This is a genomic window from Cutibacterium sp. LaCa_286 (assembly GCF_057198075.1).
In genome coordinates, this window is the sequence record NZ_CP191091.1 from 1,490,398 (window position 1) to 1,507,029 (window position 16,632).

Consider the following 16,632-nt stretch of genomic DNA (forward strand, 5'->3'; position numbering starts at 1 on the left):
CATGTTCTGCCACGCGCAGTGGCATCTTCATCGTTCTCGACCACGATTACCACACAGAGATTCGCCCCACGGCAGGGGAAGCTCTGTGAGCAGGAGGAAGCTCGCAGAGCCAGCTCGGCTGCCGCCAGAGCGAAGCGAACTCAGTGCCAACTCGGCAGTCAGACGCGGAACGGAAGCTCTACGAACAGCACGGGAAATCCGCCGAGCAGTTTTCCCGGGGATCCCGTCACCCATCCGCCACAGCTGGTCTTTTTGGCTCGTCGTTGGTCAAGGCGCTCGGTACGCCAACACTCCGTGAAGGGGCAACCCCTCATACCGAGCCTTGCGAGTTTTCCGAACGATTCGTGCTAGCAGCGATTCGCATCAACACTCCGCGAATGAGTCAACCTTTCATGGTGGCCAGATCATGCACCACGTCGAGACACGTGTCCTCTGCGTGGGGAACGCATTTGCGGTCTCGGCTTCATGCTGCCCGTACTGTCCACGTGCCTTCTGCGCAAGGAGTGCACTGTGAAAAACTGCGCGACAAACAACGCGTCCCCTTCACCACGGCGGGTGAGGGGGACGCGTCAGCAGTAGTGCTCAGGAAAAACTCAGCCGTTGGTGAGCTTGTCACGCAGGGCCTGCAGAGCCTCGTCAGAGGCAAGCGAACCCTCGGTCGGAGCCTGCGAAGTGTAGGACGTGGCGGAGGCAGGCTGCTCCACGGCAGCCTCACGCTCAGCCTCCTCGGCAGCGATGACCTGCTTCTTGTGGGCCTCCCAGCGAGCCTGGGCCTCGGCGTACTGCTGCTCCCAGGCGATGCGCTGCTCGTCGTAGCCGGGCTTCCACTCGTTGGTCTCCGGATCGAAGCCCTCGGGGTAGATGTAGTTGCCGTTCTCGTCGTAGGAGGCGGTCATGCCGTACAGCGAGGGGTCGAACTCGTCGGAGGTGGTGTCCATACCCTCGTTGGCCTGCTTGAGCGACAGCGAGATGCGACGACGATCCAGATCGATGTCGATGATCTTGACCATGACGTCGTCGTTGACCGAGACAACCTGCTCGGGGATCTCCACGTGACGCTCGGCGAGCTCGGAGACGTGAACCAAGCCCTCGATGCCGTCCTCGACACGGACGAAGGCACCGAACGGGACGAGCTTGGTGACCTTGCCGGGAACGATCTGGCCGATCTGGTGCAGCCGGGCGAAGGCCTGCCACGGATCTTCCTGGGTGGCCTTGAGCGACAGGGAGACGCGCTCGCGATCCATGTCGACGTCCAGCACCTCAACGGTGACCGGCTGACCGACCTCGACGACCTCACCCGGGTGGTCGATGTGCTTCCAGGACAGCTCGGAGACGTGGACCAGGCCGTCAACCCCACCGAGGTCGACGAAGGCACCGAAGTTGACGATGGAGGAGACGACGCCCTTGCGGATCTGCCCCTTCTGCAGCTGCTGCAGGAAGTTGTGGCGAACCTCGGACTGGGTCTGCTCGAGCCAGGCGCGACGCGACAGAACCACGTTGTTGCGGTTCTTGTCGAGCTCGATGATCTTGGCCTCGATCTCCTCGCCGACGTAGGGCTGGAGGTCACGAACACGACGCATCTCGACCAAGGAGGCCGGCAGGAAGCCACGCAGACCGATATCGACGATCAGGCCGCCCTTGACGACCTCGATGACGGTGCCGGAGACGACACCCTCCTCGTCCTTGATCTTCTCAATGCTGCCCCAGGCACGCTCGTACTGAGCACGCTTCTTGGAGAGGATGAGGCGGCCTTCCTTGTCCTCTTTCTGTTGGACCAAGGCCTCGATCTCGTCACCGACCTTGACGACATCGAATGGATCGACGTCATGCTTGATCGACAGCTCCTTGGAGGGGATGACGCCCTCGGTCTTGTAACCGATGTCGAGGAGGACCTCGTCGCGGTCGACCTTGACGACGGTTCCGGTGACGATGTCACCGTCGTTGAAGTACTTGATGGTGGCGTCGACCGCAGCCATGAAGGCTTCGGTGCTGCCCAGGTCGTCAACGGTGACCGAGCTGTTCTCGGTGGCGGTGGCGGCAGTCTGCTGGTCGTTGTCGACCGAATTCGAGGTGGAGGCCTCAGTGGAGGAGGTCATGTAGTAGGACTCCGGTTGGTTGCGTGGATGTGTGGTGCCACCCCTTGGGCCATGCTCGAAAACATGAAGCCCTCGGCGCTCCCCTCTGTCCGAGAGCGCACAGCGATGACATTTGGGCATTTTACAGCCCTCCGCGGGAGAGGGTCAACCTGGTCCGTAGTGGCTCGCGCTCCGCTCGTACCGGCGATTTTCACCCCTGCCCAAGGACCCCCTCATCGGCCAAGGACCCTCCCATTCGGAGCATCCAGCCAGGACCCGCAACCCATTCCACGCCATGAGTGGGTCCCCATCCGGCGGATACAGATGCTCGCTGAAACAACAGTCGAGTGATCAGGGGTGGGTCTGCAACCCGCTCATGACAGGGCCGACGACACGGTGATCGGGTGACTCGTCTTCGAGGATTTCTCCGCCGGCTGCTGTGGTGATCGTGGTGGCACCTACAGGATCTACCACTGCGAACGGCATCCTCGGTCGTGCCGAACAAAATATCCACAGCAACTCAGTCTTCTCGCCCGATCACTGTCCACAAGGAATGGCAAACACGCCGGAAATCAGCCCCGGCCACAACAACCACAGACGTGACAACCTTGTACGACCACCTCAATCACACCGGCGTGGCCCGTGTCCGCCGTAATTCACCATACCGAGGCCAAGCCGACCGAACCGTCGCTCGCGGAGACGCAGTACGTGTGCTACCAGGTGTGATAGCCGCCGCAGCACTGGCCCACGACCCCACCACCCTCATCCGAGCTCTCTGGCTCTGGGACCCCAACACCATCCTCACCGGAAAAGCTGCCCTCATCATGCACGGCATGACAGCGCCCAACACCCGCCACGTGTTCGACTTCACCGGCATCACCAGCATCGAGGCATGTTCACTCACCCGGCATCTGAGCCGACCAGGAATCACCGTGCACCGCTGGCACATCCCCGATCGATTCATCACCTATCGCGAACACATCCGCCTCACCACACCAGAAGTCTGCGTCCTCATCCTCGCCATCCATGGGAACTGGGACTGGGTCTGTGAAGCGCTCCGGCAGCGCCTCGTCTCACCTGGTTCCTGCCGTGCAGCCCGAAAAAGCCTCACCGGCCGATATCCCAAAACCCAGATCGACCAGGCCTTGGCCGATATAGCCCTCAACGCCTGGTCCATCCCCGAACTTCACATGGCACGACTGCTCAGAGCCACCGGCATCACCGGCCACAAATCCAACCACGAAATCCACGCCGGAAACCACGCCTATTACCTTGACCAAGCCTTCAACGCTGAGAAACTCGCCATAGAGATTGACGGTCGCACCATCCACGGCACCATCGATGGCTACGAACACACCATGATGCGCACTGCTCACCTCGAGCGACACGGCTGGAAGATCCTCCACATCACACCCACCATGCTGCGCCACCACCCGCACTTCGTCCTCGACTGGATCACCACCCACCTCCACATTCGTCACAAGCCCACGCGCCACTACACCGAACCACAGCTCCGCCACATCATGATTGGTCTCGACTCAATCTAAATTCGCTTTTCAAAGAGCAACCAGCGGAATGATTCGGGATGGCCGCTCCGAATCGAGAAACTGACCAAGACACACCGCGCCCCTGTTCCCACGATCACCCGTGGTAATCGTGTTGCCAACCGCCTCATCTGACACTCCACATGACAACCACCCCATCGACGCACAGGAACACCACAGCAGCGGCAAAAGATGCACCGTGCAGGAGCGCACACCCCCCACGGTGGTATCTGCTCATCGACGCGAAGGCCTTGGGTGGCAGCACGGAAAGAGCATGCGCGCCAGACCGCCAGAAGGCCCAACCCCGGACACCACGTCCAGCACTCACATGCCCATGCAAAGCACCGCGGGAGCCGAGTATCGAAAAGATGCCATGGGCGCCCACGCGGAACTTCCCCGGACAACTCAGAGGATCATCTGGATCAGGGGAACATCTGGAATGTCCGTGGCACGCTCAACGATGTCCTCTCACTCAGTGCGCCGCCACCGCGCTCAGTGCGCCGCGTCGAACCAGGACCGCCCAACACCAATCGCGACAGTCAATGGCACCGCCAGATCCATGGCGCCACCCATCGCATCGGTGACGACCTCACGCACCCGTTGCTCCTCCCCAGCAGCGACCTCGAGGACGAGCTCGTCGTGGATCTGCAGCAGCACACGGGAACGAATCCCGTGCTCAGCAAGTCCTTGATCGGTAGCGAGCATGGCCAACTTCATGAGATCGGCAGCTGTGCCCTGGATCGGCGCGTTGAGGGCAGCGCGTTCCGCCATCTCGCGACGCTGCCGATTCGACGAGTTGAGATCGGGTAGATAGCGCCGGCGGCCCAACAGAGTCGAGGTCCACCCATCCCTACGAGCCTGGTCGACGACCTGGTTGAGATACTGCTGCACCTTGCCGAACCGACTGAAGTAGTCGTCCATGAGTTCACGAGCCTCTGTCACCGGAACGTCGAGTCGCTGCGAGAGCCCATAGTCGCTCAACCCATACGCCAAGCCATAGTTCATGGCCTTGACCTTGGAACGCTGGGCCGCGGTGACGTCCTCGATCGGCACCCGGAAGACGTGCGAAGCCGTCACCGTGTGAAAGTCCAGACCAGAGGCGAATGCCTCGATGAGCGACTCGTCCCCGCAGGCATGGGCCATGATGCGCATCTCGATCTGGGAGTAGTCGGCACTCATGAGCGATGCGTATCCCTCACCCACGACGAATCCTTCCCGGATACGTCGACCTTCCTCGGTGCGCATGGGAATGTTCTGAAGGTTGGGATCGGTACTCGACAGTCGACCGGTGGCAGCAACCGTCTGCTGATAGGTGGTGTGGATTCGTCCGTCGTCGGCAATGGACTTGAGCAGCCCGTCAATGGTCTGCCGCATGCGGATCGCCTCACGGTGGGCCAACAGATGTGCAAGGAAGGGGTGTTGGGTCTTCTTGAACAACCCCTCCAGGGCAGCGGCGTCAGTGGTGTAACCGGACTTGGTCCTGCGCGTCTTGGGCATGTCGAGACGGTCGAAGAGGACGGCCTGCAGCTGCTTCGGCGAGCCGAGATTCACCTGCTCCCCCGCTGCCTGCCAGGCCAGCTCCTCGGCCTTGCGAACCCGGGAATCGAAGTCAGCACGCAACCCGTCCAGCACGTCGGTGTCGACGGCAACACCAGCTTGTTCCATGGCGACCAAACTGCGCTGAACAGGCAGCTCAAGATCGTGGAGCAGGCCGAGCTCGCTGCGATTGTCGAGTTCCCGCTCGAGGACGTCGGCCAACCGAGCGATGAGTACCGCTCGACGCGCAGACAGTTCAACCGTGGCATCGTCGTCACCGAAGTCGAGTGTGCCCTGACTGGGTTGATCGTGGGTCGGGACAAGTTCAAGATCGAGATACTCAAGAACCAGATCGTCAAGTTGATACTTGCGCCGATCCGGGTGCAGCAGGTAGGCAGCCAACTCGGTGTCACAGCTGAGACCGTCAACAGCCATCCCACGTGCTGCGAAGGCTTCGATCTGGCTCTTGGCGGCATGCATGACCTTGGGGCAGTGGGGGTCAGCGAGCCAATCGGCGAAGGCCTTCTCATCTGCCGGGCAGAGATCAGTGAGGTCCAGCCTGACGGCTTCCTGCTGCGGTGACCCTATGACGACACCAGTGACGTCGCCGGCTCCACAGACCCACGTCCCGGTGGCGTCCACGCCGAGTCGAACATCTCGATGGGCTTGCAACCACGAGTCGAGCTCGCCTTCTCCTGGCACCTGGACGGTGACATCCACAGTTCGCGCACTGTCCTGCGCCCCGTCGGTGCCTTCCATGGCCTTGACGCGATCCCACAGTGAGCGGAACTCCAAGGAGTCGAAGAGCTGGCGCGTGGCCTGCTGATCCCAACTACGTCGGGCCAGATCGTCAAGGCCAACCTCCAGCTCCAGATCCCGCACCAGAGCATTGAGACGACGGTTGCGCCTGACGTCGTCGAGATGGTCACGGAACGAGGCACCAGCCTTGCCCTTGACCGAATCTGCGTCCGCCAGGAGGTTGTCGAGACCGTCGTACGCCGCGAGCCACTTCGCAGCAGTTTTGGGACCGACCCCGGGGACGCCGGGCAGATTGTCGGCATGTTCACCCACCAGAGCAGCCAGTTCCGGATACCGTTCCGGGGGGACGAGGTACTTCTCCTCGACAGCCTGCGGGGTCATACGCTCCAACTTGGAGACGCCCTGCTTGGGGTAGAGAACCGTGACCTGGTCGGTGACAAGCTGCATGGCGTCCCGGTCTCCAGAGACGACGAGGGCGTCCATGTCTGCCGCGCTGGCCGAGATGGCCAGAGTTGCAAGAATGTCGTCGGCCTCATAACCGGGCACCGAGAGATGGGTGATGTTGAGCGCGTCGAGAACCTCCTTGATGAGCTCGACCTGCCCGGGAAATTCCGGCGGAGTGGCTGCCCGACCGCCCTTGTAGTCCTGGTACTGCTCGGTGCGGAAGGTACCGCCGGGGAGGTCGAAGGCCACCGCTATGTGGCTCGGATCCTCATCCTTGATGAGTCGAGTGAGCATGGAGACGAAGCCGTGCACCGCGTTGGTGTGCTGGCCGGTGCGCGTGGTGAAGTTCTCCACCGGCAGGGCGAAGAACGCGCGAAATGCCATCGAGTGGCCGTCGACAATCAACAGGGTGGGGCGTTGGCTCATGTGTACGACTCTAGGCGATGAAAGACGCGGTTTTCTCCCAGCACTGATGTGTGCGCCCGTCGTCATCGCTGCTGACGCTGGAGAACGGGCCGGTTTGTCCTGAGAAACCACCTGCCCCATTGACCAACCCCGACCGAAAATCACCGGTACCACGAGCCCGCGTGGCAAATTGGTTGTGAGAACCTTGAGCTGCCACGACTGGTGGCAAGCCTCGGCTGCAGCAACCAATTTGCCACGCGGGTCGGGAACGACGGGCAGCAATGGTGTCACAGCAGGGCAGGTTCACTCCGCCACACAACCTGACTGAGAGGGCCTACTCTGATCGCGAGGCCTCGATCAGGGCTCTGCTGCACACCCACGCATGGGAGCGTGACGAGCCAGGTTGCTGACCGGTTGCACACTGTGAACCGCTCCGGGCGGGGAGGCAGGGTGCTCGTTGAATGGACTGGCCCCGCAGATGCGGAAGCCCGGTATGCCTCATCACGCCGGGCAGACGTGCCCGAGCTGGCTCGACAGGCAGCTCTGGCCCACGGGCATGGGGAGTGACCGCTCGGAGAAGATCTGCTGGTGCACCTTGTCGGGCGGGCCCCCGGTCATGGAGCGTGACCACCTGCTGGAGAGCAATTCTACATCTCCGTTACCTTCACGAGTCTTGGAGGCGGTTCTCGACCTCACACGAGTTCCGTGGAAACCGTGACTGGGGATGCCCACGGCCCCTCACGGCTCCCACGACACTGGCGAACCACACGATCTCCCGGCAACGACGGCCCACGCGGCCCCACGGCGCTCTGGTGGAGCCTTCACAGACACGTAGGTCCTTTAAACATCAGGCATGAAACATGCATCTGTGAGCTGGATCGGCGACGCCGGCGTGGTATTTCTGTTCATGAGTCGCCCCACTGCAAAGCAGGGTGACATCCACGGCCTTTCGCAACCATTTCTCCACAGATCGCCCAGAGGATGTCACTCACTCGATGCTGGCAACGACTACCGCTCCCCCGACCACGGAAAAAAGAGATGACCGTGTGCCCAGCAGGAAATGAGCTCGCGACCACAAGGAAATATGGTGAGGGGTGACTATCAAGGGGGAGCACACGCGTGTCACCAGAAAAAAGACAGAGCGGCTGCCGGAGAGGACTACCTGACACTGACAAAGGACAAGGGGTACCTGCCAAGGAGAGCAAACGCGTGTCATCAGAAAAGGTGGGGCAGCCGAGCCAAACCCTGACCGCCGCGTCGAGTCGAGAGCGAATGACACAGCGGGGCAGGAAGGGGTGCTACTTCGCTCGCCAACGTGGCAAGCTACGTCACATGAGTTACGCATCCAAGGAATCCGGACTCCCCACATGGCTCACCGACCTGGTGAGCCCGCTCGACGACAAGCTCGGCGTCGAGGTGATTGAGCTCTCACCAGAGCGTTGCGTCATCAAGGCGCCCTTGGCCGGCAACACCCAGCCACTCGGACTGTGGCACGGCGGTGGGTCAGGAGTGCTGGTGGAAACGGCCGGCTCCTTGGCCGCCATGTTCTTTGCACATCAAAGCGGCAAAGGTGCAGTGGGAACCGAGCTCAATGTCTCCCACATGCGCGCCCCCAAGGGAGAGCACATGACAGCGACCGCCACGGCCATGCACCTGGGACGGCGTACCACGACTCACGCGGTGGAGATTGTCGATGATCTGGGACGGATCTGCGCGGTGGGACGGGTGAGCTGCCAAATCATCGACCTCGACTGAACACGAACACCGCCGTCACTTGCGCCCGTGGTCGATGACCCCTTGGGCAACCTCACGCATGGACTTACGCAGGTCCATGGCAGTCTTCTGGATCCAACGGAAGGCTTCTGGCTCAGTGAGGCCCAAGCTGGACTGGAGCATCCCCTTGGCCTGGTCGACGAGCTTGCGGGACTCAAGACGCTCCTCAAGGTCGGCGATCTCGTCTTCAACAGCACGGATCTCCTGGAATCGAGCAAGAGCGATCTCGATCGCGGGCACGACGTCTGACACGTCGAAGGGCTTGACGACGTAGGCCATTGCCCCGGCTTCCTTGGCGCGTTCGATGAGATCGCGCTGGGAGAAGGCGGTGAGCATGACGACGGCGCAGATACGTTCCTCGGCAATCTTGTCTGCTGCGGTGATTCCGTCCATCTTGGGCATTTTGACGTCCATGACGACGAGATCGGGCTCCAGCTCACGCGCCAGTGAGACGGCCTCCTCACCATCACTGGCCTGGGCCACCACCTCGTAACCCTGATCCTCGAGCAGCTCCACCAGATCCAGGCGAATGAGGGCCTCATCCTCCGCCACGATGACTCGGGGACGAGCACTCTCCGCATTGATGTCAGATACCCGCTTGTCGGAGCTTGTTGAGTTACCCACGTTGATTTCCTTGCATGTCTGACGTTGACAACGCCTGCTATCCTAGCGCGACGCCATGGCCAGGATGCCGGCCAGACCCACCAGGCCGAGCAGGTATCCTGCCACTGACATGATGGCACAGATGGTCGTGGCATTGCCCTGACTTCGTCACACAATGCCCCCTCAACCGACGTTTTCCCGCCGCCGAGGCCCACATCTGAGTCCGGAGTGGCCCACAAGGAGCCAACCACCCTCTCATGTGAGACCGCGTGGGAGCACTACATGAGCATGATGTGCTCCGAGGCGAGTTTTGTGCCACAATGAGCGAGCTGGCCCGGGTGGCGGAATGGTAGACGCGGCGCACTCAAAATGCGCTGTCCGTGAGGGCGTAGGGGTTCGACTCCCCTCCCGGGCACCAGATGACGAAGCTTGTCGGGGCCGCTCGATCCCTCAGGATGCACCACCTTTCTCAGGCTGTATTGACCAACGAGCTCAGTGCCACCAGTACTTCTGGCTGCGCTCCAGTGACGCCCACGAAAACCCTGACTCACCCCAGCGACAGCTACCACTACTAGACGGTGAATTACCCCTCTCCGACAACGGCCACGCGGGACAGTACGCCAGTCAAGATGGGCAGGAGCACAGAACGTTGACCTGCGTTGCTTGAAGGATGGCGGCAGCAAACGCGGGAACGACAGCAGGGCGGGATGAGCAGGAACACAGGACGCTGGTCCCGTCGCTGAACGAGGAAACGGGCGGCAGGGAGAAATGAGCCGGAGCGCAGGTAGGGCTCCCATCCACCGAGTACCTGAGCTGCAAATCCTGATCCCACACACGGCCGATACCCTGGGGGCATGGACGCCCCCGATACAACCACGCGGGGCGGTGGGCCAAGGCGAGATAGGCAGAAGCGCAGGGCATTGACCCGCGTTACTAAACGAAGGGACGACCGCAGGGCGAGATGAGCAGGAGCCCCGCCATGGCTTCCCTCCACCGGTGCAGGGTCTGTGATCAGGAAACCCTGATCCCACACACGATCAGAGTGCCACGGTGACTAGGCACACTCCCCCGACAACGACCACACGGGACAGTACACCACCCCAAGATGAGCAAGAGAACAGGACGCTGACCTGCGTTGCTGTGCGAGAGGGACGGCAGCAAACGACGGAACGGCGGTAGAGCAGAAGCGCAGCCAAAGCTCCACTCCACCGGCGCAGAACCAGTGACCTACAAACCCTGATCCCACACGGCCGGGCCCTCGGTGGCCATGGGACACTCCCCACCGCGAGCGCCTCACCACGAAACACCTGAAACATATGAGGCCCCGAATCCAGAAACATGTGGGGTCCCGAATCATATGATTCGGGACCCCACAGTCGTTAACGCTCATGCCCTTTCGGACGACGGGCTACACGAGCCCACCGTCACGCAGAACTCAGTGGTTCGAGACAGCGGAGACGTTGTCGAGGACCGGATCATCAGGCATCAAGGCATGCCCCCCGATACCTGATGACCAGAGCAAAGAACTCAGGCGTCCTCACGGATACGCAGCACGCGGATGGTGTTGGTCTTGCCGGGAACGCGCATCGGCGAACCGGCGACGACGACCACACGCTCGCCCACCGGGACGAGACCGTGCTCGCGCAGGTAGGTGTTGACCCAGCCGAACAGCTCCTCGGGGTTGTCGAAGCTCGGAGCCATGACCGCGTTGGAACCCCAGCTCCAGGCCAGGTGCTTGGGGGTCTTCTCGTCGTTGGTGAAGACGATCATCGGGGTGCGCGAACGCAGCCGCGAAATACGGCGAGCGGTGTCACCGGACTTGGTGAAGGCCACGATGTAGCGAGCCTGCATACGCTCGGCAATCTCCACGGCAGCCTTGGAAATGATGCCGCCAGTGGTGTGCGGGTCCCAGTCGATGTCGGCGATCTTCTCGATGCCGTTGGACTCGGTGGACTCCACGATCTTGGCCATGGTGCGCACGGTCTCGCCGGGGAAGTCACCAACGGAGGTCTCAGCAGAGGTCATGACTCCGTCGGCACCGTCCAGGATGGCGTTGGCGACGTCGGCAGCCTCGGCGCGGGTCGGGCGCGGGGCGTGGATCATCGACTCGAGCATCTGGGTGGCAACGATGACCGGCTTGGCCTGCAGACGGGCCTTCTCGATGATGCGCTTCTGAACCAGCGGCACCTCCTCGAGCGGGCACTCGACGGCGAGGTCGCCACGGGCAACCATGACGGCGTCGAAGGCGTCGATGATCGCGTCGAGGTTCTCGATGGCCTGCGGCTTCTCGAGCTTGGCGACGACCGGGGTGTGACGTCCCTCCTCGTCCATGATCTCGTGGACACGGTCGATGTCGGAGCCGTGACGCACGAAGGACAGGGCGACCAGATCGATGCCGGCCTTGAGGGCCCAACGCAGATCGGCCTCGTCCTTCTCGGTGAGGGCGGGAATGGAGACGGCAACGCCAGGCAGGTTGATGCCCTTGTGGTCGCCGACCGGGCCGGCGACGGTGCAGTGGCAGTTGACGTCGTTGCCCTCGACGGAGTCGACCTGCAGGACGGTCTTGCCGTCGTCGATGAGGATGACATCGCCGGGGTGGCAGTCACCGGGCAGTCCCTTGAAGGTGGTGGAGACGCGCTCCTGGTTGCCCACGATGTCATCGGTGGTGATGGTGAACTTGTCACCAACCTCCAGGTCGATCTTTCCGTTCGAGGCGCCTTCAGCCTTCTCGAAAACACCGGTACGAATCTTGGGGCCCTGGAGGTCGGCAAGGGCAGCAACGTTGAGATCCAGCTCGTCGGCGACGGAGCGGACGAGATCCAGGCGATCCTGGTGCTCCTCGTGGGTGCCATGGCTCATGTTGAGACGGGCGACGTTCATGCCCGCTTCCATGAGCTCCTTCATGCCGTCGTGAGAGTGAACAGCTGGTCCGAGGGTATTTACAATCTTGGCTCTACGCACGCCTCAACTTTATAGGTCCTGTCCAATAGGTCACATCTCGGGGCACTGCGGGCATCAACCGTGCATCCAATCATCAATTTCGTTGAACGGATGGGCAGCTCCTCTGGGCACCAGAAGCCCACTCAAGGAGCACCGGCGCGCGGATCAAAGGACTCGGCAAGCCCAATGAGCACCAGATACCCACGTGACCTGACGTACGGCACCGCGGGGATCACGGACGCCAAGGTTCAGGATTCCGCACGGACGACGTCCAGGGCGTGCTGTAGGTCATCGGGAAGCTCGGAGCGGAACGTCACCCAGTCCCCCGTGCCCGGATGGGTGAACGACAGTTGCGCGGCATGCAGCCACTGACGATCCAACCCGAGTCGGCGTGCGAGCACCGGATCGGCACCGTAGAGCGGATCACCGCAGCACGGATGGTGCACCGCTGCCATGTGCACCCGGATCTGATGGGTGCGTCCTGTCTCGAGGTGGATTCGTTGCAGGCTGACGTGTCGGAAAGCCTCAACGGTCTCGTAATGGGTGACGCTGTGCCGACCACCCTCGACGACGGCCATCTTCCAGTCGTGGCCGCGATGTCGTCCAATGGGAGCGTCGATGGTGCCGACAACAGGGTCGGGCAGCCCCTGGACGAGAGCGAGGTAGATCTTTTCCGGGGTACGGTCCCGGAAGGCCTGTTTGAGCGCAGCGTAGGCGTGCTCACTCTTGGCCACCACCATGAGACCGGAGGTTCCCACGTCGAGACGCTGCACGATCCCCTGACGTTCCGGGGCGCCGCTGGTGGATATCCCGAATCCGGCGGCGGCAAGGTGCTCGACGACGCTCGGCCCGTCCCATCCCAACGAGGGGTGCGCCGCCACGCCAGCAGGTTTGTCCACCACGACGACGTCGGCATCATCGTGAACGATCCTCATGTCCGCGACGAACGCTGGGACGACGGTGGCTCTCGGAGCTGGATCGGAGAGATCGATGTCGAGCATCTGACCGGATCGAACTCGGGTTGACGCCTTGGTGACGGCGACCCCGTCGAGCAGCACCTTGGACTCGGCAATGAGATCGACCACCCGACTGCGCGAGGCTCCGGTCATCCGGGCAGCAGCGGCGTCGATTCGATCCCCGTCAACGCCTTCGGGAACGAGCAGGATGCTCATGACGTTGCCTCCTCACCGGCTCGATCGGAGGTTCTGGTGCCAGCAACCCCAGAACCAGAAGTGTCATCGTGACCAAAGATGCTCATGACGACGGCGAGCACCGCGGTCACGGTGATGAAGACGTCTGCCACATTGAAGATTGCGAAGTGCGGCAGCGAGATGAAATCGACGACATGACCACGCAGCGGCCCGGGAGTTCGCCAGATCCGGTCGACGAGGTTGCCGCTGATACCGGCCAGCACCATTCCGCATGAGATGAGTGACCACCGGTGCCGTGCCCGCGGCATCACCCACACCAGGACGGCTGCCAGGGCGATGACCGCGAAGATCGAGATGGCCGTCGTCGCCCCAGACCCCATGGAGAACGCAGCACCGGAGTTGTGGATGAGCTGCAGCTTGAGGAAACCGCCGAGACAGCTCGGCGGGTTGAGAGGATCCAGGTGGCGCTCCGCAAGTGCCTTGGTGATCTGGTCAAGGGCCAGGCCACCCATAGCGATTGCGGCCGCCGTGACCCGCCACACCGACAGGCAATGACCACTGAGCTCGTGACTCAATGTCGCTCTTCGCGTTGCTTGCACCGCACACACATCGTGGCGCGTGGGAAGGCGGACAACCTGGCCTTTCCTATCGGGTTGCCGCAGCTCTCGCAGGTGCCGTAGGTGCCCTCCTCCAGAGCATTGATGGCCGTTCGGGACTGCTCGAAGACGGTACGTGCATTCTGGTTCAGCGACATTTCCTGGTCCCGCTCGAACTGCGAGGAGCCAACATCGATGGTGTCCTTGCCAGCCCCATCACTACCTTCCTGTATGAGACTGGCCAGGTCCTCATCGGACTTGGCCAGCGAACGAGCCATTCTCTCAACATCGTGTTCGAGAGTGTCGATGATCTCGCTGACCTCTTCCACGGTCCACGGCTCATCCCCGTCTCGCACGGGCAAGGACTTGGCAATCGCCGCCACATCATGCTCAGACATGGTGACCTCCATTGATCGACATCAGGGGTCCTGGGGAACCCAGGACTTCGCGAAGCGGTCAACACTGCTCCACGACTGATGGCAAATAGTACTCGACCATGACGGCAATCCCGAACATGGACCCTCATGTCACAGGATGTTCATGTGGGCTTCGCCCACACGACACCAAGGGGTTCCCCAACCAGTTGGGGAACCCCGAAGCGGATCAGCGCATCGCCGCTGATCATCAATTACGCATGAGCCTCAGTTGTTGGACCCGTCACGCTGGCCGCGCCCGATGAGCGCATCCAGACGCGGGGTCGCCGAGGCGCCGCGCTCGACACGGTGGTCGGGCTCGAGCAGGTGTGGGGTCTCGGACGGCTCGAAAGCGGCCTGGTCCATACGATCAGCTTGGGTGCGCAGCTGGGAGACGAAAGCCTGACGGTAGTTGGACTCGAACTCACGCAGCCGGTCAACCCGGGCCAGCAGGACGTCACGCTCGGACTCGAGCTGACGGAACAGGTCGTCGCGACGGTTCGCGGCATCGATGTTCACCTGATCGGCATTGGCCTTGGCATCGGACTCAAGCTTCTCGGAGTTGACACGAGCAGCCGACTCGATGCGCTCGGCGCGAGTCTGGGCATCGACGGTGAGCTCGTGAACCTTGCGCTCGGCGACGGCAATCTTGCGATTCGCCTCGTCCTGGGCCTCGGAAACCACTCGCTCGGCGGAAGCAGTGGACAGCTCGATCATTCGCGCAACGGCAGGTGAGGCCTGGGCAGAGGTGGTGACCTCGATCCGCTCAACCTTGCCATCACCCACGAGCTGCGACGTAGCAGGAGCCTCGGTGGCCGAACGTGCCGTGGCAAGCTCACGGCGAGCATCGGACAGCTGCGAGTTCAGGCGTGCATTCTCGTTGCGCAGCTGGGTGAGCTCGGACTCGTACCGCTTGACGGTGCGAGCCTCGTCTCCCCGGCTTCGTTGCGCGGCACGAGCCTCCTCGAGCTGAGCCTTGAGACGCTCATTCTCCTCAGCAAGCTCGGAATCGGCCTCGTCGTATTGGCTGCGGTCATCACTGGACTTGAGGGCCTCGAGCTGAGCCTTGAGACGCTCGCTCTCGTCCGTCATCGCAGCGAAGGTTGCGTCAACGCGATCGACAAAGTCATCAACTTCGGCGGCTCGGTAGCCATCGCCTGGACGACGGGCCATCGGGAATCGGATCCTGCGCACCTCGTCGAGGGTCAGCGTCATTGTGCACTCCAAGAACTCGGGAACGGACGTGGCCGTGACGGATTTGCTCCACCACGAAGCTGTGTCAAGGCTACCCCCCTGAAGTTCACAGCGTCACATGAACCTGATGACGAGAGACTGCGCAATCGACACCAGAATGAAGACGATGATGAAACCCAGACTGATACCAACTGCACCAATACGCAGTACTGGGATTCGTTTGTCAAAGAATCTGATCGGTGGATCGGTGACGGTGTAGACCGCTTCGAAAAGCACTGCGATCCAGCCACGGGGCTGAAAATCCCGGGAGGCCAGAGGTACCCACGACATGATCATTCGTGCGATGAGAAGTACCAGGTAAATCTGGAGAATGATGTAGAGAATTTTTCCAACGACCGTCATCGACGTCTCACAAAACTGCTCAATGCCTCGACTCAAACCCTGAACGTCGAGTTCAGCCTTCAGGACTGGTTGAAGAACCCTTCGCCCGCAATCCGAGCCTTGTCCTCCGGTGCGACATTGACATTGTGCGGGCACAGCAGGAAGACCTTGCTGGTGACTCGCTCGATCGTTCCACGCAGACCGAAGATGAGACCAGCCGCGAAGTCGACCAACCGTTTGGCGTCGGAATCATCCATCTCGGTGAGGTTCATGATGACCGGAACACCGTCCCGGTACTGCTCACCGATGAGGCGGGCCTCGTTGTAGTTTCGCGGATGAACCGTGAGGATCCGATTGATGTCTGCGATGGAAGGTTCATCGACGACCATGGGACGCTCCTGTTCACGATGCGGAGAGGCAGACATGGGTTCTTGAGGATCACCGGACGGCATCGAGGTCAGCTGGGAAGGCTCGTACCCATCATCGGAGTAGACCTCTTCGGTCAACTCCTCGTCGCGAAGATCATCATCGTATCGCGCGTCGTCCACCAGACCGACGTATGAGGCAAGCTTCCTGCCGAACCCAGCCATGAGCTCTCCTTCACAACACCACGAATCGAGAATACGTCACTCATCAGGGTGCCACGGTCGAGGCGAACCCGATGACAGTGACACGCAAACACTATCCCACGGGAAACAGCGGGGGCAGTTTTCACCATCATAGTGCCGTCCTTGACACACCGATCGCCCCACCGGGTCACATCACTCCACGGAGCCGCCCCCACAGACCGCTCCCCCTGCCCATTCCCAGCAGTTGTC

Annotated in this window: 12 protein-coding genes and 1 tRNA gene; 3 read left to right on the forward strand and 10 right to left on the reverse strand. The window is 61.7% G+C overall.

Annotated elements, in window-relative coordinates; all coding sequences use genetic code 11:
• Positions 1–593: 593 nt before the first annotated feature.
• Entirely contained in the window at positions 594–2,096 is a 1,503-nt protein-coding gene (gene rpsA, locus ACP8JZ_RS06425; protein ID WP_484482275.1) for a 30S ribosomal protein S1, read from the reverse strand.
• Positions 2,097–2,674: 578 nt separating this feature from the next.
• Here rpsA and ACP8JZ_RS06430 point away from each other — a divergent pair.
• A complete protein-coding gene (locus tag ACP8JZ_RS06430; RefSeq protein WP_306517403.1) occupies positions 2,675–3,622 on the forward strand; it encodes an endonuclease domain-containing protein in 948 nt (315 codons plus the stop codon).
• A 489-nt stretch (positions 3,623–4,111) separates the two neighbouring features.
• Here ACP8JZ_RS06430 and polA read toward each other — a convergent pair whose 3' ends face one another.
• Entirely contained in the window at positions 4,112–6,784 is a 2,673-nt protein-coding gene (gene polA / locus ACP8JZ_RS06435; RefSeq protein ID WP_306517404.1) for a DNA polymerase I, read from the reverse strand.
• 1,311 nt (positions 6,785–8,095) lie between these two features.
• On the opposite strand from polA, the gene ACP8JZ_RS06440 reads away from it, so the two are divergent.
• Positions 8,096–8,518: a PaaI family thioesterase gene (locus ACP8JZ_RS06440; protein WP_021104329.1), complete on the forward strand. Its 423-nt coding sequence runs from the start codon at positions 8,096–8,098 to the stop codon at positions 8,516–8,518.
• A gap of 15 nt (positions 8,519–8,533) precedes the next feature.
• On the opposite strand, the gene ACP8JZ_RS06445 is transcribed toward ACP8JZ_RS06440, so the two are convergent.
• Positions 8,534–9,160 carry an ANTAR domain-containing response regulator gene (locus ACP8JZ_RS06445; protein ID WP_021104328.1) on the reverse strand — a complete coding sequence of 209 codons (627 nt, stop codon included), beginning with the start codon at positions 9,158–9,160 and terminating at the stop codon, positions 8,534–8,536.
• Between the two features lie 311 nt (positions 9,161–9,471).
• On the opposite strand from ACP8JZ_RS06445, the gene ACP8JZ_RS06450 reads away from it, so the two are divergent.
• Positions 9,472–9,557 (forward strand) — tRNA-Leu (locus tag ACP8JZ_RS06450).
• A 1,109-nt stretch (positions 9,558–10,666) separates the two neighbouring features.
• Here ACP8JZ_RS06450 and pyk read toward each other — a convergent pair.
• The 7 genes from pyk to ACP8JZ_RS06485 form a co-directional block, all read right to left on the reverse strand.
• On the reverse strand, positions 10,667–12,100 hold the full coding sequence (gene pyk / locus ACP8JZ_RS06455; RefSeq protein ID WP_081672534.1) for a pyruvate kinase: 1,434 nt from the start codon (positions 12,098–12,100) through the stop codon (positions 10,667–10,669).
• Between the two features lie 227 nt (positions 12,101–12,327).
• Positions 12,328–13,251 (reverse strand): RluA family pseudouridine synthase, encoded by a 924-nt coding sequence (locus ACP8JZ_RS06460; RefSeq protein WP_306517405.1) that lies wholly within the window; start codon positions 13,249–13,251, stop codon positions 12,328–12,330.
• The gene (locus tag ACP8JZ_RS06465) at positions 13,248–13,805 is read right to left on the reverse strand and encodes a signal peptidase II (RefSeq protein WP_306517406.1); all 558 of its coding nucleotides are present in this window, start codon (positions 13,803–13,805) and stop codon (positions 13,248–13,250) included. The genes ACP8JZ_RS06460 and ACP8JZ_RS06465 overlap by 4 nt, the downstream gene beginning before the upstream one ends.
• Entirely contained in the window at positions 13,802–14,224 is a 423-nt protein-coding gene (locus ACP8JZ_RS06470) for a TraR/DksA family transcriptional regulator (protein WP_036978071.1), read from the reverse strand. Before ACP8JZ_RS06470 ends, ACP8JZ_RS06465 begins: the two co-directional genes overlap by 4 nt.
• Before the next feature lie 243 nt (positions 14,225–14,467).
• Positions 14,468–15,454 carry a DivIVA domain-containing protein gene (locus ACP8JZ_RS06475; protein ID WP_306517407.1) on the reverse strand — a complete coding sequence of 329 codons (987 nt, stop codon included), beginning with the start codon at positions 15,452–15,454 and terminating at the stop codon, positions 14,468–14,470.
• A gap of 93 nt (positions 15,455–15,547) precedes the next feature.
• Positions 15,548–15,835 (reverse strand): YggT family protein, encoded by a 288-nt coding sequence (locus ACP8JZ_RS06480; protein WP_021104321.1) that lies wholly within the window; start codon positions 15,833–15,835, stop codon positions 15,548–15,550.
• Positions 15,836–15,894: 59 nt separating this feature from the next.
• Positions 15,895–16,404 (reverse strand): cell division protein SepF, encoded by a 510-nt coding sequence (locus tag ACP8JZ_RS06485; RefSeq protein WP_021104320.1) that lies wholly within the window; start codon positions 16,402–16,404, stop codon positions 15,895–15,897.
• Positions 16,405–16,632: the final 228 nt, after the last annotated feature.

Excerpts from the sequence above, each read along its gene's own strand:
- rpsA (WP_484482275.1), bottom strand. The coding sequence starts at position 2,096 with ATGACCTCCTCCACTGAGGCCTCCACCTCGAATTCGGTCGACAACGAC.
- polA (WP_306517404.1), bottom strand. The coding sequence starts at position 6,784 with ATGAGCCAACGCCCCACCCTGTTGATTGTCGACGGCCACTCGATGGCA.
- ACP8JZ_RS06440 (WP_021104329.1), top strand. The coding sequence starts at position 8,096 with ATGAGTTACGCATCCAAGGAATCCGGACTCCCCACATGGCTCACCGAC.
- ACP8JZ_RS06460 (WP_306517405.1), bottom strand. The coding sequence starts at position 13,251 with ATGAGCATCCTGCTCGTTCCCGAAGGCGTTGACGGGGATCGAATCGAC.
- ACP8JZ_RS06470 (WP_036978071.1), bottom strand. The coding sequence starts at position 14,224 with ATGTCTGAGCATGATGTGGCGGCGATTGCCAAGTCCTTGCCCGTGCGA.
- ACP8JZ_RS06475 (WP_306517407.1), bottom strand. The coding sequence starts at position 15,454 with ATGACGCTGACCCTCGACGAGGTGCGCAGGATCCGATTCCCGATGGCC.
- ACP8JZ_RS06480 (WP_021104321.1), bottom strand. The coding sequence starts at position 15,835 with ATGACGGTCGTTGGAAAAATTCTCTACATCATTCTCCAGATTTACCTG.
- ACP8JZ_RS06485 (WP_021104320.1), bottom strand. The coding sequence starts at position 16,404 with ATGGCTGGGTTCGGCAGGAAGCTTGCCTCATACGTCGGTCTGGTGGAC.